This window comes from Achromobacter sp. NFACC18-2, from assembly GCF_900108985.1.
GTDB lineage: Bacteria > Pseudomonadota > Gammaproteobacteria > Burkholderiales > Burkholderiaceae_B > Achromobacter.
Map to the genome: position 1 here is coordinate 1 of NZ_FNYM01000014.1, position 21169 is coordinate 21169.

The window sequence follows — 21169 nt, forward strand, 5'->3', positions numbered from 1 at the left end:
ACTATAGCACAATTTTTGCAGATCTTGCAACTGGCTTCTGCCTGATTTGCGTCGATCCTTGCAATAACCGCTTGGCGTTCATGACTGATTGCCTTCGCGGCAGGCGGTGGTGGGTTGCCCCGTCCGCCTGTTGCACTTGCTTGGCTTCGCGGTTCAGAACTGCGTGAACTGCGAAGGAGCGAGACTATAGCACAGATTTTCTGGCTGTCATGCACATGTCGCAAATTCATTGTTGGCGCGGCGGGGCCGTGACGCGGGCGCGCCAAGATTGGGGAGCGCAATGGCGCGCCAGTCGTCTTCCCTATATATATAGACGTCGCGTGCCCCCTGCTCGGGAGACTAGTATGTACGTTTACTATTCGCCTGCACGCCGCAGCTTATTGGAGACGAACCCCTTATGCCCCCCGCGATCGCCCTGAGCGAAGACATCCTGATCAACGTCACCCCTTTTGAGACCCGCGTCGCGCTGGTGGAACAGGGGTCGGTCCAGGAACTGCATGTGGAACGAAGCATCCAGCGGGGCCACGTGGGCAACATTTATCTGGGGCGGGTCGTGCGGGTGCTGCCTGGAATGCAGAGCGCCTTCATCGACATCGGATTGGAGCGCGCGGCGTTCATCCATATTGCGGATCTTCGCGAGAATCGTGCCGAGCGCAGCCAGGGACTCACGCCGACCCCTATCGAGAAGCTGATTTTCGAGGGACAGACCCTGATGGTGCAGGTGGTCAAGGATCCTCTGGGCACCAAGGGCGCGCGGCTTTCCACACAGATCAGCATGGCGGGGCGCATGCTGGTGTATCTGCCCCACGATCCGCACATCGGCATTTCGCAGAAGATCGATTCCGAGTCCGAGCGCATTCAGTTGCGGGAGCGGCTGCAGGCCCTGATGCCCACGGACGAGAAAGGCGGCTTCATCGTCCGCACGCAGGCCGAGGGCGCCAATGATGCGGAACTGACGGCGGACGTGGAGTATCTGCGCAAGCTGTGGACGAGCGTCCAGGCCGCCGCCCGCACGCAGCCCGCCCCTGCCCTGTTGCACCAGGACCTGACGCTCGCGCAGCGGGTGCTGCGCGATATGGTGGGGCCGGAGACCGGATCGATTCTGGTGGATTCGCGCACGACCACGGCGGCCATGCTGGAATGGGCGCGCATTTACACGCCGTCGGTGGTGGACCGCATCCAGCACTACAGCGGTGAACGCCCCCTGTTCGATACGGCCAACGTGGACGACGAGATTGCGCGGGCGCTGTCGCGCCGGGTGGACCTGAAGTCGGGCGGCTATCTGATCATCGATCAGACCGAAGCCTTGACAACGGTTGACGTCAATACCGGCGGCTTCGTGGGCGGCCGCAATTTCGACGATACGATCTTCAAGACCAACCTTGAAGCCGCGCAGGCCATTGCGCGGCAGCTCCGGTTGCGCAACCTGGGCGGGATCGTGATCCTGGACTTCATCGACATGGAGGAACAGGAACATCGCGATACCGTGCTGGCGGAGTTGAAGAAAGCCTTGTCGCGAGATCGCACCCGCATGACGGTCAACGGATTCACGCAACTGGGCCTGGTGGAGATGACGCGCAAACGCACGCGCGATTCGCTGGCGCATCAGCTTTGCGAGCCCTGCCCCATGTGCGAGTCGCGTGGCAATGTGCGCACACCGCGCACCGTCTGTTATGAAATCCTGCGGGAGATCCTGCGCGAGGCCAGGCAGTTCAATCCCAAGGAGTTCCGCATTCTTGCTTCCCAGGAGGTGGTGGACCTGTTCCTGGAAGAGGAAAGCCAGCACTTGGCGATGCTGGGGGACTTTGTGGGCAAGCGGGTGTCGCTGGAAGTGGAAGCGACGTATTCGCAGGAAAAATACGACATCATCCTTGTGTGATCTCCCTGGATGGAGGAACCGGCATTGCACTCGGTGGCCCGGGGGGGTGACCCGAGGCGTGACCCGAGATGTGGCCCACGGGCTGTGCGGATGCTCACGCCGCCCGCGACCGTCGGCGTGCAAACGCCTACTCGATTCCCGGCCGCCAATCAACCCGAGTTGTATAGATTGTGTGACGTAACGATTCGATTGAAATGAAGTTTGAAAGCAATGGCGGCTCGGAAACGATGCCGATAAGCTGCGGGCGCTTTGCCGGGTCGAGGACCGTCCTGGCGTTTTCCCCTAGCTTTTCCGGAGGTCATTGCAATGAAGTCCCTATTTCGTCCGTTCGTGGCGCTGATCGCGGCCTTGCCGCTGGTGTTGGCCGCATGCGGCGACAAGGAGCCCGAACAGCGCGCCGCGTTCACGCAGTTCCTGCAGACGCGCATCGTCGACAAGCCCGGCGTGCGTGTGCCGAAACTGACGGACGAAGAGAAGAAGTCCTTTGGCGACTACGCTGCCCAGTATGCCGTGATCACCGACTTCAATGCGGGCATGGACGCATCGGTCAAGCCGCTGTCAGGCATCATGCAGAAGGGCGCGATGCGCTCGCTGAACGATATCGTGAGCCGGCGCGACGATCTGAAGACGGTGCAGACCGCGCTCAACGACATGAACACCTCGCTGAAGGAACAGCAGGCCAAGGCCGACGCGGCCCGTGCGCAGCTCAAGCAGCCGGAAGACCTGAAGGTCGTTTACGACAAGGCCTACGAGAAAACGGTCAGCCTGCCCGCCGATACGTTCCGCGACGTGCTGCCGCAGCTCAACGCCACGTTCGACAGCAGCCTGAAGATCGCGGATTACGTCGAGGCGCACAAGTCGCAGATCGAGATTTCGGGCCCCATCGTGAAGGTGAAGGACCCGGCGGTGCAGGATGAGCTCAACAAGCTTCTGCAAGACCTGAACACGCAGGCAAAGCAGGTGCAGCAGGCCCAGACCCGTCTGCAGGCCGTGATGCTGGGCCGCTGAGCCCCCCTCCGCAACACTGCTCCCCGCCCCGTCTCACGCCAGCGTGAGACGGGGCGGTTTTTTTGGGCCGAGGAAAAGGACGGCCATCGCGGCGCTCACGCCGGCGCTGCCGCGACACGATTGCGGCCGGATTCCTTTGCCTGATAGACCGCTGCGTCGGCAGCCTCCACGAGACGTGCTGCCGATTCATCGTTCTGCGGGATCGCGGTGGCCACGCCGATACTGACCGTGACGATGCCTCCCTCGTTGTCCTCATGCAAAATGGCCTGCTCCGCGACCGCGCGCCGGATGCTTTCGCCGATGGCCGTTGCCCGCTGGCGGCTGGTGTTGGGCAGCAGCACCACGAATTCCTCGCCCCCATAGCGAGCCGCCAGATCGCGGGGCCGGCGGGCCTTGCCCTTGACCGCAAGGGCCAGCCGCTTGAGCAGCACGTCGCCTTCCTGGTGTCCGTATCGGTCGTTGTAGCGCTTGAAGTGATCGGCATCCAGGAACAACAGCGATAGCGGCGTGCGGTCGCGACGCGCGGCGGCCCACTCGGTCTGCAGCGCCTCGTCGAAGGTGCGGCGATTGGCGATGCCGGTCAGTCCGTCCGTGTGCGCCTGCAACGCCAACTGCGCTTCGAACGCCTGCCTCCAGCGCATCTCGCGCCGGAAGAGGACGATCTGCGCCAGCACGGACGCGAACAGCGCCAGCGTCACGGGCACGATCAGTGCAACACGCCGCACCCAGGGTTCGAGGAGGTCGTCCACGGCCAGCGCAACATCGATCACCAGCGGCGCGCCGTCGATCGCGTCGAACGCATACAGCCGATTGACGCCGTCGGGCGACAGCATGCCGACAAACGCCCCTTCGCGCCCGATCAGGTATTGCTGGAAGTCGGGCGGCACGTCGACCTCGCTGTCCGCGTCGGCGAGCGAATAGGGATTGCGCAGCAGGACGGCGCCATCGTTGCGAAACACCGTGATGGCGTCGCGCGGACCGATCGACACTTCCGCGAAGCGGTCGCGGAAATACGCCGTGCGCAGAGACCCGACCACCACGCCCGCAAAACTGCCATCCGGATTGGATATGCGCCGGCTGATGGCGATGCTTTCGTCGCCGCCGCGCAGGCGGCTATGGTACGAGCGGCTGACGAAGAGGCCGACGTCGGCCGCGTCGCGGTGCACCTGGAAGTAATCCCGATCCGCGAAATTCAGCGCGGGCGGGGCGATGGCGCCCGAGTGGTAGAGGATGTTGCCATCGGGGTCGAGCACGACGATGGCGCCCAGGTAGGCCGCCGTGGCCGAGCGGTCGAAGAGGAAACGATGCCGGGTTTCGGGGTCGAGACTGGCGATACCGGGCTCGCGCAGGCGTTCGACCACGCCCTGCAGTGACAGGTCGTAGACGTGCAGCGTCCTGCCGATGTCCGCCGCGAGCACGCTGGCCAGGTTACGCGCCGAGACGTAGGCCGAGTCCCAGGTGACGCGGCGGTCCATCCATAACAATGCGACCGCCGCCGCACAGATACCGATGCCGACCAGACAGGCCAGCACATACAGGGTTCGGTGCACGATCCCACGAGAATTCAATACGGAGCTCCTTCGCGACGGCGGGCGGGGTGGCTTGGTCTGATCCGGTCCAGCACGATGATGCCGGTGTCCGATGCCAGGCGCAAGACATCGCCGCCCGGGGCGGCAAGCCACGGGCGGCGGTCGATCGCGGGGAAGCGGGTCTGGGTGTGCGGCGTCCGCCGGCGTGCCGGACGGGCGTGGCGGATGGAGCGCCGGGCGCGGCGGGCCCGGCCGGGCGTCAGGACGCCGCGGTGGCGGCGATACGGAAGGGAAAGGCCTTCGCCCCGCGCGCCTTGTCGGTTTCGCGATGGGCGCCGATGGCCCACGCCGGCCCTACCCGGCCGGCTTGCGACATCAACTGGCGCGTCAGCACGCCCGAGAATCCGCAACGAAGCGTCAATGCCTGACGCCGGGCAAGCTCGATTCCAATCGCGTGCGACGTGGTCGTATTACGGTCCGTTAGCAGCATGGCAGCCCCCTGGCAAATGCGCTTCCTGAATGAAGCGTCGATGCAGATCAATCTACCTTAGCCGTTCGGGTTTGCGCATGAAATGATGCGTAAAGTAATGCAAAGATACGGAAATGCAGGGCCAAAAATGGCCGTCAGGGGGATGGACTGGGGGCCGCATCCTCCGTTTCGCGGTCCGGGCGGTCGTTTCTGCCATCCGGTTGGCTAGTCATATTTCCGTATAGCAGCGAACGTCCCGCGAACAGGCCGCCCGCCACTTCGAGTTCGAACCGTTCGGAGTCGCGCTGCCGAACGTCCAGGATCACTTCTTCGGCCTCATTCGCGGGAACGCCGATGGCGCGCAGCGCCGCTTCGCCGAAGACCAGGGCCGATTCCAGGGTTTCACGGACCTGGAAGTCCACGCCTTCCCTGGCCAGCACCAGCGAATGAATGCGATCGTAAGCCCGCACCACCACTCGCACGAGCGGAAATTCGGACTTGATCAGCTGCACCATGCGCGTCGCCGCGCGCGGGTCATTGATACAGATGAGAATGGCGCAGGCATTTTCCGCCCCCGCGGAACGCAGCATGTCGATGCGGGTACCGTCCCCGTAATACACCTTCACGCCCCACTTGTCCGCGGCGCGGATGGCGTCGGTGTCGGTATCCAGGATGGACACCTTGACGCCGCGGGCCAGCATGGCCTGGGTCACGATCTGGCCGAAGCGGCCGAACCCCACGATCAGGGCGCAGCCGTCCAGGTCGCGGGCGACGTCCACCCCATCCATGGACGGCGCCGGCTTGGGCAGCAGCCAGCGCAGGGCCAGCACGCACAGCGGCGTGAGCGCCATGGAGATGATGACGATGGCGGTCAGCATCGCCCCGGTATTCGCGTCGAAGATGCCTTTGTCGGCGGCGGTGCTGTACAGCACGAAGGCGAACTCGCCGCCCTGCGCCAGCAGCGCGGCGCGGGTCAGGGCTTCGGCGTGCGAGGCGCGCAGCAGACGCGCCACGACGTAGACCCCGGCGGACTTCACCAGCATGAACACCACGACGCCCCCCAGGATGAGCGGCCATTCGCGCGCCACGGCGGACAAGTCCAGCGACATGCCCACGCCCAGGAAGAAAAGACCGAGCAGGATGGCGCGAAAGGGCTCGATCTCCGCTTCGAGCTGATGCCGGAAGGTGGATTCGGACAGCAGAACGCCGGCAAGAAAGGCGCCCATCGCCATGGACAGCCCGCCCAGTTCCATCAGCAGCGCCGCGCCCAGCACGACCAGCAAGGCGGCCGCGGTCATCACTTCGCGAGCGCGCGCGTCGGCCAGCAGCCGGAACAGCGGGTTGAGCAGCCAGCGGCCCGCCGCCAGCAGCGCGAGGATGCAGCCGACCGCAATGGCCGATTGCTGCCAGGGATCGCCCTGGCTGTCGCCGCCGGCGGGGGCCAGCAAGGCAGTCAGGGCCAGCAGTGGCACGATGGCGAGGTCTTCGAGCAGCAGGATGGACACGATGCGCTGCCCCTGCGCGCTGGTCGTTTCGTCGCGTTCGGCCAGGATCTGCATCACGATGGCCGTGGATGACAGCACGAAGCCCATCGCGGCCATGAATGCCGCGGCGCCCGACATGCCCGCCAGCAGGCCCACGCCCATGAGCAGCGCGCCACAGGCCAGGACCTGCGCAACGCCCAGTCCGAAGATTTCGCCACGCATCATCCAGAGGCGCGAGGGCTGCATTTCCAGGCCGATGATGAAAAGAAACATCACGACGCCCAGTTCGGCCACGTGCAGGATGGATTTCGGATCGGAGAAAAAGCCGATGCCGAACGGGCCGATGACCAGCCCCGCCGCCAGATATCCCAGGACGGTTCCCAGCCCGAGGCGCTTGAACACGGGGACGGCGATCACCGCTGCGCCTAGCAGGACGACGACATTGAGGACTTGATTGCCTTCGGAAAGCGGGGCCATGGCGCGCTCCTGGTTGCACGGCGGGCCGAAGCGCGTGGGACGCGGCCCCGCCCGCTACGCGCGGGCTAAGGCCATTTTCAGGCAATCCGCGGGATCGGCAAACAGGAACTTCGGCACTGAAAACCGCCCCGAGGGGCGATGGCTGGAGAAAGCGGGGCGCGGCGGCTCAGTCTTCCCGGAACTGCATTTTGTAGAGCGATGCGTACAGGCCGTCGGCCGCCAGCAGGTCGGCGTGCGGGCCCTGTTCGACGATCTTGCCGGCGTCCAGGACGATGATGCGGTCGGCATTCTGCACGGTGGACAGCCGGTGGGCGATGACCAGGGTGGTGCGGCCCTTCATCAGGCGCTCCAGCGAGGCCTGCACCTGGCGTTCCGATTCGTTGTCGAGCGCGGAGGTCGCTTCGTCCAGGATCAGGATGGGCGCGTTCTTGATGAGCGCGCGGGCGATCGCCAGGCGCTGGCGCTGGCCGCCGGACAGGCGGGCGGCGTTTTCGCCCACCGGGGTGTTGATGCCTTGCGGCAGGCCCTCGACGAACTCGAGCAGGTTGGCGGCTTCGAGGGCATCTCGCACCTTCTGCTCACTGGACTTGCCCAGGGCGCCATAGCCGACGTTGGCGGCGATGGTGTCGTCGAACAGCACCACGTCCTGGCTGACCAGCGACAGGTGCGAGCGCAGGCTGCGCAGCGTGAGGTCGTTGATCGGCACGTCGTCCACGAAGATGGCGCCGCTGTCGGCCAGCACAAAGCGAGGCAGCATGTTGACCAGCGTGGTCTTGCCGCTGCCCGAGCGGCCCACCAGGGCGACGGTCTGGCCCGGCTCGACGACGAAGGAAATGTCGTTGACCGTGTCGCGGTCGGCGTCGGGGAAGCGATGCGACACGTTGCGGAATTCGACCTTGCCGCGCACGGGCTCGGGCAGTTCCTTGGTGCCGGTGTCGTTTTCCGGCACTTGGTCGATCAGGGTGAATACGCTTTCGGCCGACACCAGCATCTTCTGCATGCGGGCGGCCACGTTGGTGAGGCGCTTGATGGGATCGAAGATCTGGGCGAGCGCGGCCATGAACGACGCGAAACTGCCCACGGTCAGCGAGCCGCTGTTGGCCTGGCTGAGCGCCACGGCGATCACGGCGCCGACGGAGATGGAAATGCAGACCTGCGTGAGCGGCGTCAGCGCCGCGTCGGCCGTGGCCGTGCGCATGGCGAAGCGCCGCAGGCGCCGGCTGACGAAATCGAAGCGGCCGCGTTCGACTTCGTAGCCGTCGAAGAGCTTGATGACGCGCTGGCCGTCGATGCCCTCGCCGACCACGCGGGTCAGCTCGGCGTTCATGTTGACGGTCTCGCGGTTGATGCGGCGCAGGCGCTTGATGAAAAAGCGCGAGATCATGACCGACACCGGCAGCATGACCAGGATGATCAGCGTCAGCACCCACGACATGTACAGCAGCACGCAGATCAGGGCCAGGACCACCAGGGTTTCGCGGACCAGGACGGTGATGACATCGGTGGCGTAGCCCGTGACATTGCCGGCGTCGATGGTGAAGCGGTTCAGCAGGCGCCCGGTGTCGCCGCGCTTGAAGTCGGCGTCCGGCAGGCCCAGCAGGCGTTCGAACATGTCGCGGCGCATGCCCAGCAGCACGTTGTTGGCCACCCAGGCAAGCAGATAGTCGCTGAAGAAGTTGCAGATGCCCCGCAACAGGATCAGCCCGACGACCGCCAGCGGCAGCGCCCAGACGTAATAGGGTTTGGCGCCGGAGAAGCCGCCGTCCAGCAGGGGCTTCATGATGACCGCCAGCACCGGCTGGGTGGCGGCGGCGCCTGCCATCAGCAGGACGGCCGCCAGCAAGCCTTTCCAGTAGGAACCCACGCGGCTGTAGATCCGGGTCCAGAGTTCGGATTTCACGGGTTGGGAACCCGCTGGCGCATTGCGTGCGGCAGAATTCAAAGGGATCACTCGCTTTTATACAATTGTGCCCAGGATTGTACCGGCTGCGCGCGTGCGCGCCGTCCCCTGCCCCTTAGCCCTAGCCGCGCCTTTGCGCCCTCCCATGTCCGATATCAGTTGCTTGTACGTCCGGTTACCCAATTGGGTGGGCGATGTCTGCATGAGCCTGCCCAGCCTGCGCACCCTGCAGGCCAGCGGCCTTCCCTTGGTGATCTGCGCACGCCCCTGGGCCCGCGACCTGCTCGACGGCGTGGACAAGCAGGACTTCATTCCGATGCGCGGCAAGGTGGGACCGGACCGGGCGGCGGTCAGCGCGCACCGGCGCGGCCTGGGCGCACAGGGCCGGCGCGCCCGGGGCCTGCTGCTGCCGGACTCCCTGTCCAGCGCGCTGGTGTTCCGGCTGGCCGGCCTGCCGTCGGCGGGCTACCGCGACGACGGCCGCAGCTTCCTGCTGCGCTGGCCGTTCGCCAAGCCCGTCCAGCCGCTGCACGCGGTCGAATCCTGGCATCACCTGACCCGCGAAGCCCTGAACCGCTGGGGCCTGCCCGGCGGTCCGGCCAAGCCGGGGCCGACGCTGGATCTGCCCCTGACGGCGGCGCACGAACGCGCGGCTGACGAGGCGCTGGCCGCGGCCGGGCTGGAAGGCCGGCCGTTTGTCCTGATCGCGCCGACCGCGACCGGCCTGCACAAAGGCAGGATCAAGGTCTGGCCGGGATTCGATACACTGACGCGCGCCCTGCAGGCCCGCGGCCATACCGTGGTAATGTGCCCCCCTCCGGCCGAAACCGACGAAGCCCGGCGCAATGCCCCGACGGCGCAATTGCTGCCCCCGCTGGGACTGGGCGCCTTCGCGGCCTTGACCGCCCGCGCGACGCTGGTGATTTGTAACGATTCCGGCGTGTCGCACGTGGCGGCCGCCGCATCGGCCCGGCAACTCACGCTGTTCGGTGTGACGCAGCCGCAGCGGACCGGTCCCTGGTCCCCCCGCGCCGTGTGCGTCGGAACCGACCAGGCGTGGCCATCGCCGGAAGAAGTGGAACGGCAGGTCAACCGCCTGCTGGATGGCACGCAGTAAACAGGATTGTCTTGAAATGACCTTTTCCAGCTATCTCACGAATCTGATCATTCCCTACAACTTGTGCATCACCCTGGTGGTCGTCGGCCTGGTGCTGGGGCTGCTCCGGCTGCGCAAGACGGGCCTCACGCTCGTCGCCGCGGGCCTGCTCTGGGCATTGGCCTGGTCCCTGCCGGTGACGTCGCTGTGGGCCGGCGGCGCGCTGGAGAACCGCTATCCGCACAAGCCCGCCGCCGAGATGCCGACGGCCGACGCGATCGTGGTGCTGGGCGGAAATACCGCGAATGGCCGCGCCAACTGGTTCCTGCCCTATGACAAGGACACGGCCGTGGTGCGGGTGGACGCGGCCGCCGAGCTGTACCTGGCCGGACGCGCGCCCAAGGTGGTGCTGTCGGGCGGCGCGCTGGAAGGCGACATCAGCGAAGCCCGCGGGATGGCGCACGCGATCCGCCAGCAAGGCGTACCGGAATCGGCGTTGATCCTGGAAAACGCCAGCCGCACCACTTATGAGAATGCCACGCTGACCGAAGACCAGCTCAAGGCGCGCGGGATCGGCAAGGTCCTGCTCGTGACCTCCGCGCTGCACATGCCCCGCGCCATGGCGGCGTTCTCCAAGCAGGGCGTGGAAGTCATCGCCGCCCCCGCGCCCCCGCAGATCGTGCTGCCGGCGGACGGTTCCCTGCCCTTGTGGCTGCCCGACGAGCGCACGTTCGACGCCAGCCGCTCGATCCTGAAGGAATACGCCGGGCTGTTCGTGTACTGGCTGCGCGGATGGGTCTGAGCCAGGCCGACGCGGCGCTGGACTGCCGGCCGGGGTGCGGCGCGTGTTGCATCGCGCCGTCGATCACCCGGCCCATTCCGGGCATGCCGCAGGGCAAGCCTGCGGGCGTCCCCTGTATTCAATTGCTGCCGGACATGCGGTGCGCGATTTTCGGCCACCCTTCCCGTCCGGACTTCTGCGGCGGCCTGCAGCCCCAGCGCGACATGTGCGGGCCGGACCGCGCGCACGCGATCCATTGGCTGGCCGACCTGGAACGGGCGACGGCGCCCGGTCACTGACGCCGGGGCGGCGCCACGCCGCCATCAATTGCGTTCCCGCAGCACCTTTTCGTACAGCGCCTCGTAGCGCGAAGCCACGGTTTCCCAGCTCTGTTCGCGGGCGATCTCCAGCCCGCGCGTCTTGAGCGACGCGCGCAGTTGAGGATCCGACCCCAGGCGTTCCAGCGCCTGCGCCAACTGCGCGCCGTTGCGCGGATCCTGCAGGATGAACGCGTCCTGGCCGTCCGTCAGGTATTGGGCGAACCCGCAGTAGACCGGGGAACTGACCACCACGGGCAGGCCGTGCGACATCGCTTCGAGCGGCGCCATGCCATAGCTGTCGTTCAGCGTCGGGTGCGCGTAGATGTCGGCCGCATCGAAGTATTGCGCCACGTCGGGCGTGGGGTCGATCAGCGTGACGCGACCGGCGACGGGACCCGCGGCACGGACGCGCTCGCGGGTGGACGCGTCCGCGCCCACGACCAGCAGGGTGTAGTGCGGCGGAAGCTGCGCCAGCGCGTCCAGCAACGCCGGCAGGCCCTTGCGCAAGGGATTGCGCGCCACCAGCAGGCAACCGATGGTGTGGGCGTCCCATCCGAGCCGCGCGCGCGTCGCGGCCCGCCTGCCGTCCCGGTCAGGGGGAGGCAGTTTGACGCCGGGCGCGATGATGTCGACCTGCAGCTGTTCGCCATAGCTGCGGTGCAACTGGTCCATGATGAGGCCGGACACCGCGACCACGCGCCGCCGGGGCGTCCTGCGGACACGCAGTTTTTCCAGCAGCAGATAGGTGGCCAGCCGCGGGCTGAGCCAGGCGGTCACGCGATGCAGCGGCTTGACGCGGGTGACGCGGTTGTAACGCACGGGCGTGACGTGCATGACCTGGATTTCGCCCGCCCAGCCGTTCATGTGGGAGTGGACGATGTCGAAGCGGCCGCGCGTCAGGCGATCCGCGCGCCAGGCGAAGTACAGCACCCGCATCCAGCTTGGCAGCCAGCCGGGAAAGCGCACGGGCAGGTATTCAAACGGCAGGTCGCTGTCGAAATCGCGCGCGACGACGGCCACGTCGTGCCGCTGGCCGAGCACCCGCATCAGCTCTACGCCATAGGCCTCCGCGCCCCCGAAACGATTGCCGAAGCGGTCGACCAGCAACGCAATGCGGAGCCTGCGATCACGGGCGCCGGCGGTGGTCTTCATACCGGGTGAGGCACTTCTGGAGGAAGCGGATGATGTTGGTGGAGCGCGCCACCGTCACCCGCGGCAGTCCGAAGGGATCGTCGGACGCCGCCGCCAGTCCGCGCTTGGTCAGCGTGGCGTTGTCGTAGCCGGCTTCGCGCGCCATGGCCTGGTGTTCCGGGCCGTGGTCGCCATAGGGATAACAGAAGGCCGTGACGGGCGCGCCCAGCGCCTGCTCCAGCTCATGGCGGGACTGGACGATCTGGCGCCGCGCTTCGTCGGGCGGCAGTTCCGGCAGGTGGACGTGGTCCAGCGTGTGCGACCCGACCTCGTTGCCGGCCTGGGCCCATTCGCGCATTTCCTGCACGCTCATCAGGGGCGAGAAGGGAATGCCTTTCTGCAGGTCCCACACGTTGCCGCCGTCGAACTGGCGCGCGACGAAATAGTTGGTGGCGGTGAATCCCAGCTCGCTCAGGACCGGCATCGCGTTGTGGTGCACATTGCGGTAGCCATCGTCGAACGTGATGCCGAACACCTTGCCCTGGCGCTCGCCCCGCACGTAGGGCATGACGTCGCGCATGGACAATCCGCGGTACCCCAGCCGGCGCATCCAGCGCATCTGGCGCGCGAAGCTGTCGGGGTGCACCGTCAGGCCGCGATACGGCGTGCCCTTGGGATTGGGCTCGCCGATCTGGTGGTACATGAGGATTGGGATAGACATAGGAGCGGATTATAGGACTCAGTGTCCGGCCAGCGTTCGTTGGTAGACGTCCAGCGTGGCCGCGGCGAAACGTTCCAGGTTGAAGTCGCGCAGGCTGGTTTCGCGCGCCTTCTGGCCCATCGCCCGCACGGCGTCCGGGTTGTCCAGCATGAAACGCAGCTTCGCGGTCATGGCGGGGACATCCCGCATGGGCACGATCCAGCCATCCACGCCGTCGGTCACGTTTTCCGGCAGGCCGCCCGCGTTGCTGACCAACACCGGCAGCCCCAGCCCCATCATCTCGCGGCAGGCAAACGACAGCGCCTCGCGGTAGGACAGGACGAAGCCCGCATGGCAGGCCGCGAGCGCCGCCCGCACGTCGTCGAGCAGGCCGGGAAACTTTACCTGGTCGATCATGCCCAGTTCACGCACGCGCGCCAGCTTGGCCTCGGACGGCGGATCGCCTGCGACCATCAGCAAGACGCGTGCCTTGTCGGCGGGCGGCAGCGCCGCCGCGGCAGCCACCAGGTCGAGCCAGCCCTTGTCGTAGTCGGTGCCCCCGGCGCTGCCCAGCAGCAGCTTGCCGCGCCAGTCCGCGCCGAAGAAGATTTCGCGCAGCTTGTCCAGGCTTTCAGGCGGCGGCGGCGCGAAGAAATTCGTGTCGATGCCGTGGCGGATGGTGGTGATGGGACGCTTGCGGTAGGGCGACTGTTCCATCATGCCGCGGATGTAGTCGCTGACCGCGATCCCGTGGTCGGTCGCCAGCGCCACGCGCAGCTTGTGCCCAAAGCTGGAAAGCGGGTGATCGTTGTGCTTGGTGAACACGATGCGCGGCCGGCGCGCCATGCCCAGGGTGGCCAGCATGACCTGCTTGTGATCGGCCGAACCGTTGGCGTGGATGATGTCGAACTTGCCGTCCACGATCAGGCGGCGCAGCCGCGCGCGGTCCTGGAACCAGGACGACGGGCGCGTCGTGTAGCGCATGTCCACCACCGTCACGCCCGCAATGGCCTTGGCATAGCGATGCAGGCGGCTGGTGCCGGGCGCCGCCACGGTGACCTGGTGATCCCGGGCCAGCGCCTTGGCCAGGTTGATGATGTACGTGACGTGCCCCCCACCGTTACCGGTGTGGAAGTTCGTATAGAGGATCTTCACTTTTTGTTTTCCGCCAGGAACATCAGCTTCGAGTAGCGGAAGAAGCTGCCGGCTGCCGCCGTCACCGCCAGGACGAGCCCATGGCGCCCGTCCAGGAAACCGCGCCGGATCAGGTAGATGCGCACGAAGGTCCAGAACCCGTGGCCCAGCGCCCCGAAGACCGAGGTGCGCTTGCCCTTGGCGTACATCATGGCCGCGGCGTCGGAGGAATAGCGGTTGACCTTGTTGATCAGCGCGTCCAGGTTGTCGTAGGGGTAGTGGTGGAAGTAGCCGCGCAATTGCAGCGCCCGGCCGCTGGCCGGCACCACGCGTTCGTGCACGGCGGCGTCGGTGAAGCGCGCCGTGCCGCGCTTGAAGAGGCGCAGCACGTAGTCGGGCCACCAGCCGCTGTGGCGGATGTCGCGGCCGCAGAAGTTGGAGAGCCGCGCGATTTCATAGGCGTCGGCCTGCGGCGCGCGCAGCACGTCCTGGATTTCCTGGGCCAGTTCGGGCGTGACGCGCTCGTCCGCGTCGATCGACAGGACCCAGTCGCCGGTCGCCAGGTCCAGCGCGCGGTTTTTCTGGGGGCCGAAGCCCGGCCAGTCGGCGGTCACCTCGACCCGGGCGCCGAGGGCCTGCGCCAGCTCCACGGTGCCGTCGGTGCTGCCCGAATCCACCACGATGAATTCGTCGGCGAAGGACACGGATTTGAGGCAGGCCGCGATATTCGCGGCCTCGTTCTTGGTGATGATGATGACTGATAACTTCATCCGCGATTCCTAAGACGCTTTTTCCAGGCTTTCCAGGCGTGATAGCGCGGGCCCCAGAACGGGTCGCGCGATAGCCAGATCCGGCGGTTCAGCCAGGATCCGCCCTGATTGCGCACCGCGAAGCGATAGATGTGTCCGGGATCGGCGCCCGGGGTGTTCTGGCCGAAAGGGTCGGTAGTGTACAAGTGCCGGAAACCGGCCTGCCGGGCGGCCGCCACGTAGTCCGCGTCGAAATATCCCTGGGGCCAGCAGAGGTGGTCGCTGACCGCGCCCAGCCGGCGCACCAGCGCGTCGCGCGAATCCTGCAGATCCTGCGCGATGCGCTCGCGCTTGGCGTTCACGTCCGCGCCGCAGACCTTGTCCCAGCGCGTATGCGTGTTCGTGTGGGAATGGAATTCGAAGGTGCCGGCGGCCTGCATCGCCTCGATTTCGCTCCAGCGCAGCATGGCCTCGTCGGCGCGGCCCGCGGCCACGAGTTCCTTGCAGGCGTTGTGGTCGGGCGTGGCGGGCAGCGGTCCCGCCTGCCCCGCGTGCGGCCGCACGGGACCGTCGCCGATCCAGCCGGTGATGGTGAACAGCACCGCGCGCATGCCGTGGCGCGCCAGGACGGGATGCGCATGCACCCAGTTGTTCAGGTAGCCGTCGTCGAACGTGATGAGCACGGACCGCTCCGGCACGCTGCCGCCCGCCAGGTAGGCGGCAAACTGCGCGGCGGTCAGCGACTGGTAGCCAGCGCGGGCCAGGCGCGCGACCTGGGTCTCGAAGACGTCGGGCGTGGCGGCGATCATGCCGCCAGCCGGCGTGACGTGGTGATACATCAGCACCGGGACGTTGGGCGCGTTCATGGGCGGCGCTCCGCCAGCCAGCGCGTGTAGATGGCTTCGGTGGATTCCGCCAGGCGCGCGGGTGAGAACACCCCTTCTTCCCAGACCATCTTGCGGCCGGCCTCGCCCATGGTCCGGCGCAGCGCCGGATCGTCGATCAGGCGTTCGAGCGCCGCGGTCAGCGCCGCCGGATCCTTGGGCGGGACCAGGATGCCGGTCACGCCGTCGCGGAACATCTCGGACACGCCGCCGACATTGGTGCCCACCACCGGCAGGCCGCTGGCCTGCGCCTCGACATAGACCGTGCCCGACGCTTCCTGCTGCGTGGCCAGCGCGAAAAAGTCGAACCCCGCCAGCAGGTTGGGCACGTCGCGCCGCGTGCCCATCAGGTGGATGCGGTCTTGCAGGCCGCGCTGGGCCACGTAGGCCTGGGTCTGCTCGAAGACCGGCGAGCCGGCGCCAACGAACACCAGGTGCAGCTTCGGGCGCACGGCCATGAGCGGCGCGATGGCGTCGATCAGGTCCTTGTGCCCCTTGGTGGCGCGCATGACGGCCACGCAGCCCACGACGATGTCGTCGTCGGCGAGACCCAGCTCGCCGCGCAAGGTGGAGTGCTCGACCGGCGCGGGCAGCACGATGGGCGAGTACACGGTCGCGACCTTGTCCGCCGCCACGCCGCGGCTGATGAGGTAATGGCGCACGTGGTCGCTGACGGTGGTGACGCGGTGCGGCAGGATGGTGTAGGACCACATCGACCCGACCTTGTTGGACAGGTGGCGGGTACGGACGATCAGCGGCGTGCCGGCGATGCGCCCGGCCAGGGCCGCGATCACCGTGTCGCGGCGGCTGTGGGTATTGAGCACGTCGAAACGGCCAGCCTTCAGGATGCGGCGCACGGCGGCCACGCCCTTCACGTAGTTCACGGGTCCCGCCATGTCGACGGCATGCACGGTGAAGCCCGCATCGCGCAGGCGTTCCGTCAGCTGCGCGTGCGGCTGGCATATCGCTTCGACATGGTGCCCGCGCGCGCGCATGGCATGCATTTCCTTGAAGATGCGTCCTTCCTGTCCGCCAAAGCTGGTGGCGGCCTCCGAATGCACGATACGCAGAGGGGGCATCATCAGTAAGTGACCTCCACGCCGTCCGGCTTGGTCCAGTCGTTCAGGTTGGCAAGCAGCGTGTCGGCCATACGCACGCGCCATTCTTCCCCGAGCCTGACCGTGCACAGGAAATTGTTCTTGGTATAGACGATGTCGACGGGCACGCCCGCAATGCCGTTCTCGGGTTCGGCGCGGAACGGATTGAGCATCTGGCGCAGCCGGGCCGCGTCGGCGGTGCCGTTGAGCTTGACGCGCAGGGACTTGGCGCGCGCCTCGCGCGCCAGCTGCAGGTCGTAGAGCTGTTCGGCGACGATGCGCATGCCGCCGGAATAATCGTCGTTGCTGACCTTGCCCTGCACGATGACGAGCTGGTCTTCGCGCAGGCGGTTGCGGTGCTTCTCAAAGAGCTCGTTGAACACCGAGATCTCGACCTGCGCCGTGCCGTCGTCCAGCACCGCGAAGACCATCTTGCCGCGGCGGGTCATCATGACGCGCACGCTGGCCAGCACGCCGCACATCCATTGCAGGTCGCGCTGCGGCTCCACGCGCGCAAGCTGCATCGGCACGATGCGCCGCACCTCGTCGCGCCAGGCGTCAAAGAGGTGGCCGCTGTAGTAATAGCCGAGCGCGGACTTTTCTTCCGTCAGCTTCTTGTGCAGGTCCCAGGGCGCGACCTTGGCCAGCTCGCCGGCCACCACGTCGCCGCTGTCGTCGCCGAACAGCGAAGCCTGGTTGGCGCTGCGGGCGGCCTGTTCGGCGGCTTCCATGGCGGTGGGAACGGAAGCCAGCATGGCGGCGCGGTTGGGTTCGATGGTATCGAACGCGCCGGCCTTGATCAGGGCCTCGATGGTGCGGCGGTTGACGGCCTGCTTGCTGACGCGGCGGCAGAAGTCGAACAGGTTGAGGAACGGGCCGCCCTCTTTGCGCGCGCGCAGGATGTCTTCGACGGCGCCCTGGCCCGTGCCCTTGACGGCGCCCAGGCCGTAGCGCATGGTGCGCGGCGGCTTGCCTTTTTCGGTGTGCTTGTCGGCGACGGGCTCGAAGCGGTAGCCGGAATGGTTGACGTCGGGCGGCAGCACCTCGACGCCGTTGTCCTGGGCGTCGCGGCAGAAAATCTGGACCTTGTCCGTGTCGTCCATGTCGGACGACATGGTGGCGGCCAGGAATTCGGTCGGGTGGTAGGCCTTCAGCCAGGCGGTCTGGTAGGAGATCAGCGCGTACGCGGCCGAGTGCGACTTGTTAAAGCCGTAGCCCGCGAACTTCTCCATCAGGTCGAACAGCTTGACCGCCAGGTCCGGGTCATGGCCCTTTTCCTTGGCGCCCTGCTCGAACAGCACGCGGTGCTTGGCCATTTCCTCGGGCTTTTTCTTGCCCATGGCGCGGCGCAGCAGGTCGGCGCCGCCCAGCGAGTATCCCCCGATGATCTGGGAGATCAGCATCACCTGTTCCTGGTAGACGATGACCCCGTAGGTGCTCTTGAGGGTGGCTTCCAGGTCCGGGTGGAAGTAGTCCACCGCCGCGCGACCGTGCTTGCGGTTGACGAAGTCGTCCACCATGCCCGATTCCAGCGGCCCCGGACGGTACAGGGCCAGCATGGCGATGATGTCTTCGAACGTGTTGGGCCGCAGCTTCTTGAGCAGCTCTTTCATGCCGCGCGATTCCAGCTGGAACACGGCGGTGGTGTTGGCGTCGCACAGGATCTTGTAGGCCGCCGGATCGTCCAGGGCCAGCGCCATGACGTCGAAGTCGCGCTTGTCCGCGTTGAACTGGCGCACGTAGCGCACGGCCCAGTCCAGGATGGTCAGGTTGCGCAGGCCCAGGAAGTCGAACTTCACCAGGCCGGCGGCTTCGACGTCGTCCTTGTCGAACTGCGAGACCGCGCTGTTCTCCTGCCCCGGCTGGCAATACAGCGGGCAGAAGTCGGTGAGCTTGCCGGGCGCGATCAGCACCCCGCCCGCGTGCATGCCGATGTTGCGGGTCAGGCCTTCGAGCGGCTTGGCCAGGTCGACCAGCGAACGGACCTCTTCTTCCTGCTCGTAGCGGTCCTTGAAGGCGGGCTCGTCCTTGAGCGTGCGCTCCAGCGTCCAGGGATCCATCGGATTGAACGGGATCAGCTTGGAGAGGCCATCGCAGAACATATAGGGCATGTCCAGCACGCGGCCGGCGTCGCGCACCACGGCCTTGGCGCCCAGCGTGCCGAAGGTGGCGATCTGGCTCACGGCCGCGCGGCCGTATTTTTCCTTGACGTAGTCGATGACCCGTTCGCGGTTGTCCTGGCAGAAGTCGATATCGAAGTCGGGCATGGAGACCCGCTCGGGATTCAGGAATCGCTCGAACAGCAAGTCATAGCGGATGGGATCGAGGTCGGTGATGCCCAGCGCGTACGCCACCAGCGACCCGGCGCCCGAACCGCGGCCCGGTCCCACCGGCACGCCGTTGTTCTTGCCCCAGTTGATGAAGTCCTGCACGATCAGGAAGTAACCGGGAAAGCCCATCTGGATGATGGTCTTGCACTCCCAGCGCAGGCGGTTGTAATACTGCTCACGCTTGGACTCGCGCTCGGCCGGGTCCGGGAACAGGAACTCCATGCGCTTTTCCAGGCCCTGTTCGGACAACTGGACGAGGTAATCGTCCAGCGTCACGCCATCGGGCGTGGGAAAGTTGGGCAGGCGCGGCTTGCCCAGCACCAGGCTCAGGTTGCAGCGCTTGGCGATTTCGACCGTGTTGGCCAGGGCCGAGGGCACGTCGGCGAACCGGCGCGCCATTTCCTCGGAGCTGAGCAGGTATTGTTCCTTGGAGAACCGGCGCACGCGGCGCGGGTTGGCCAGGATTTCGCCTTCGGCGATGCAGACGCGGGCCTCGTGGGCCTGGAATTCGAATTCGTCCAGGAACTGCACGGGATGGGTGGCGACCACCGGCAGGCCGGCCTCGGCAGCCAGCCGCATGGCGGCCTGGCAGTAGCCTTCGTCGCCGTCCATGCCGGCGCGCTGCAGTTCGATGTAGTAGCTGCCCGGAAACACATGGGCCCACTGGCGGGCCAGCGCCAGCGCCGACACGGCATTGCCGGCTTCCAGCGCCTGCCCCACGTCCCCGCCCCGGCCGCCGGACAGCGCGATCAGGCCGGCCTGCCCCTGCAGCCATTCGCGGCGGATTTCCGCCCGGCCCTTGCCCTGATTCGTCAGGAAGGCCTTGGACAGCAGTTCACAGAGGTTCAGATAGCCCTGATGGTTGCGCACGAGCAACAACAGGCGGAAGGGCTTGGCGGGATCTTCGTCGTTGGAGATCCAGACGTCGCAGCCCGCGATGGGTTTGACCCCCGCGCCGCGCGCGCCCTTGTAGAATTTGATCAGACCGAACAGGTTGGACAGGTCGGTCAGCGCGACGGCGGGCTGCCCCAGCTTGGCCACGCGCTTGATGAGATCGGGAATACGCACCGTGCCATCCACGACCGAGAACTCGGAGTGGACGCGCAGGTGGACAAAGGGGGTCGGGGTCGTTACGGCTTCGGACATAGCGGAATTGTACCCAGCGCCCCGGTCCGGCGGGAGGCTGCCAAGGGGCTTGTGGGACAATACCGGGGTTTTCGCACCACCCGTAGCAATACGAGATATACCTATGAAATGGTTAGTACCCGGGATCTGGCTTGCCGCCATCCTGTTTGCGCACTTCCGCGGCCGCGTCAAACTGCCATTGGGACGCCAACTGCTGGATCATTCCGTACTGCTGGCCCCGATCAATGCCTTCATGGTGTTGGCCTCCCGGGTGCCGACCACTCCCTACCTGACGACCAGCGAGATCGCCGAACTGAAGGTGCTGGACGACAACTGGGAGACGATACGCGAAGAAGCCATAAAAATGGCCGAGCTTCGCCGGATCAAGGCGGCCGAGGCCCACAACGACATCGGCTTCAACTCTTTCTTCAAGTACGGCTGGAAGCGGTTCTACCTGAAGTGGTATGACGCCCGCCACCCCTCGGCCGAAGAGCTCTGCCCCAAGACCGTCGCCATCCTGAAGGGCCTGCCCAAGGTCAAGGCCGCGATGTTTGCCGAGCTGCCCCCGGGCGGCCAACTGAACCCGCACCGCGACCCGTTCGCCGGATCGCTGCGCTACCACCTGGGCCTGGCCACGCCGAACGACGACGGCTGCCACATCATCGTGGACGGCGAGCACTACAGCTGGCGCGACGGCGAAAGCGTGGTGTTCGACGAAACCTACGTGCACGAGGCCTACAACAAGACGGGCGAGAACCGGATCATCCTGTTCTGCGACATCGAGCGCCCACTCAAGTGGCGCTGGGCCGAAGCCTTCAACCGCTGGTTCGGCCGCAAGGTCATGTCCGCCGCCAGTTCGCCCAACGACGGCGGCGACCAGACCGGCGCCATCAACCGGCTGACCCATGCGCACTGGGTGATCGACCAGAAGCGCAAGGCCTTCAAGAACTGGAACCGCACGGCGTACAAGGCCACCAAGTACGCCCTGATCCTGCTGGTGATCGCCGGGTTCCTGGCCCTGTAAGCCAGCCGGATAGAACAAGGGCCGCAAGCGTCAAGCGTTGCGGCCCTTTTTT

General features: G+C 66.4%; 17 protein-coding genes. 6 read left to right on the forward strand and 11 right to left on the reverse strand.

The features are described from left to right. Window positions 1-415 precede the first annotated feature (415 nt). Window positions 416-1879: a ribonuclease G gene (gene rng / locus BMW75_RS20150; RefSeq protein WP_076521997.1), complete on the forward strand. Its 1464-nt coding sequence runs from the start codon at window positions 416-418 to the stop codon at window positions 1877-1879. 306 nt (window positions 1880-2185) lie between these two features. Further along, window positions 2186-2887 carry a DUF3053 domain-containing protein gene (locus tag BMW75_RS20155; RefSeq protein ID WP_092581604.1) on the forward strand — a complete coding sequence of 234 codons (702 nt, stop codon included), beginning with the start codon at window positions 2186-2188 and terminating at the stop codon, window positions 2885-2887. Between the two features lie 95 nt (window positions 2888-2982). Here the strand turns inward: BMW75_RS20155 and BMW75_RS20160 are convergent, their stop codons facing one another. The 4 genes from BMW75_RS20160 to msbA all read right to left on the reverse strand — a co-directional run bounded on the left by BMW75_RS20160 (window position 2983) and on the right by msbA (window position 8788). Next, window positions 2983-4455 (reverse strand): GGDEF domain-containing protein, encoded by a 1473-nt coding sequence (locus BMW75_RS20160; protein ID WP_092581605.1) that lies wholly within the window; start codon window positions 4453-4455, stop codon window positions 2983-2985. A gap of 220 nt (window positions 4456-4675) precedes the next feature. Then, window positions 4676-4906: a hypothetical protein gene (locus BMW75_RS20165; protein ID WP_076519852.1), complete on the reverse strand. Its 231-nt coding sequence runs from the start codon at window positions 4904-4906 to the stop codon at window positions 4676-4678. A 134-nt stretch (window positions 4907-5040) separates the two neighbouring features. Then, a complete protein-coding gene (locus BMW75_RS20170; RefSeq protein ID WP_092581606.1) occupies window positions 5041-6846 on the reverse strand; it encodes a monovalent cation:proton antiporter-2 (CPA2) family protein in 1806 nt (601 codons plus the stop codon). Between the two features lie 166 nt (window positions 6847-7012). Beyond that, entirely contained in the window at window positions 7013-8788 is a 1776-nt protein-coding gene (gene msbA, locus BMW75_RS20175; protein WP_092581607.1) for a lipid A export permease/ATP-binding protein MsbA, read from the reverse strand. Between the two features lie 103 nt (window positions 8789-8891). Here msbA and BMW75_RS20180 point away from each other — a divergent pair, with 103 nt between their 5' ends. The 3 genes from BMW75_RS20180 to BMW75_RS20190 are packed head-to-tail and all read left to right on the forward strand — an operon-like array spanning window position 8892 to window position 10922. Beyond that, complete coding sequence (locus tag BMW75_RS20180) at window positions 8892-9863, forward strand: glycosyltransferase family 9 protein (protein ID WP_092581608.1); 972 nt, start codon at window positions 8892-8894, stop codon at window positions 9861-9863. Between the two features lie 16 nt (window positions 9864-9879). Next, window positions 9880-10644 carry a YdcF family protein gene (locus BMW75_RS20185; protein ID WP_092581609.1) on the forward strand — a complete coding sequence of 255 codons (765 nt, stop codon included), beginning with the start codon at window positions 9880-9882 and terminating at the stop codon, window positions 10642-10644. Next, a complete protein-coding gene (locus tag BMW75_RS20190) occupies window positions 10635-10922 on the forward strand; it encodes a YkgJ family cysteine cluster protein (protein WP_076519847.1) in 288 nt (95 codons plus the stop codon). The genes BMW75_RS20185 and BMW75_RS20190 overlap by 10 nt, the downstream gene beginning before the upstream one ends. A gap of 24 nt (window positions 10923-10946) precedes the next feature. Here BMW75_RS20190 and BMW75_RS20195 read toward each other — a convergent pair whose 3' ends face one another. The 7 genes from BMW75_RS20195 to dnaE are packed head-to-tail and all read right to left on the reverse strand — an operon-like array spanning window position 10947 to window position 20114. Continuing rightward, window positions 10947-12095, reverse strand: a complete 1149-nt coding sequence (locus BMW75_RS20195; RefSeq protein ID WP_092581610.1) for a glycosyltransferase family 4 protein — start codon at window positions 12093-12095, stop codon at window positions 10947-10949. Then, complete coding sequence (locus BMW75_RS20200; protein ID WP_092581611.1) at window positions 12070-12795, reverse strand: polysaccharide deacetylase family protein; 726 nt, start codon at window positions 12793-12795, stop codon at window positions 12070-12072. The genes BMW75_RS20195 and BMW75_RS20200 overlap by 26 nt, the downstream gene beginning before the upstream one ends. 18 nt (window positions 12796-12813) lie before the next feature. Continuing rightward, complete coding sequence (locus tag BMW75_RS20205) at window positions 12814-13929, reverse strand: glycosyltransferase (protein ID WP_092581612.1); 1116 nt, start codon at window positions 13927-13929, stop codon at window positions 12814-12816. Then, window positions 13926-14678, reverse strand: a complete 753-nt coding sequence (locus tag BMW75_RS20210) for a glycosyltransferase family 2 protein (protein ID WP_092581613.1) — start codon at window positions 14676-14678, stop codon at window positions 13926-13928. Before BMW75_RS20210 ends, BMW75_RS20205 begins: the two co-directional genes overlap by 4 nt. After that, entirely contained in the window at window positions 14675-15523 is an 849-nt protein-coding gene (locus BMW75_RS20215; RefSeq protein ID WP_076519842.1) for a polysaccharide deacetylase family protein, read from the reverse strand. Before BMW75_RS20215 ends, BMW75_RS20210 begins: the two co-directional genes overlap by 4 nt. Further along, window positions 15520-16620 carry a glycosyltransferase family 4 protein gene (locus BMW75_RS20220; RefSeq protein WP_092581704.1) on the reverse strand — a complete coding sequence of 367 codons (1101 nt, stop codon included), beginning with the start codon at window positions 16618-16620 and terminating at the stop codon, window positions 15520-15522. Before BMW75_RS20220 ends, BMW75_RS20215 begins: the two co-directional genes overlap by 4 nt. A 2-nt stretch (window positions 16621-16622) precedes the next feature. Next, window positions 16623-20114 (reverse strand): DNA polymerase III subunit alpha, encoded by a 3492-nt coding sequence (gene dnaE / locus BMW75_RS20225; RefSeq protein ID WP_092581614.1) that lies wholly within the window; start codon window positions 20112-20114, stop codon window positions 16623-16625. 103 nt (window positions 20115-20217) lie between these two features. On the opposite strand from dnaE, the gene lpxO reads away from it, so the two are divergent. Further along, entirely contained in the window at window positions 20218-21117 is a 900-nt protein-coding gene (gene lpxO / locus BMW75_RS20230; RefSeq protein WP_092581615.1) for a lipid A hydroxylase LpxO, read from the forward strand. The last annotated feature ends 52 nt before the right edge of the window (window positions 21118-21169 follow it).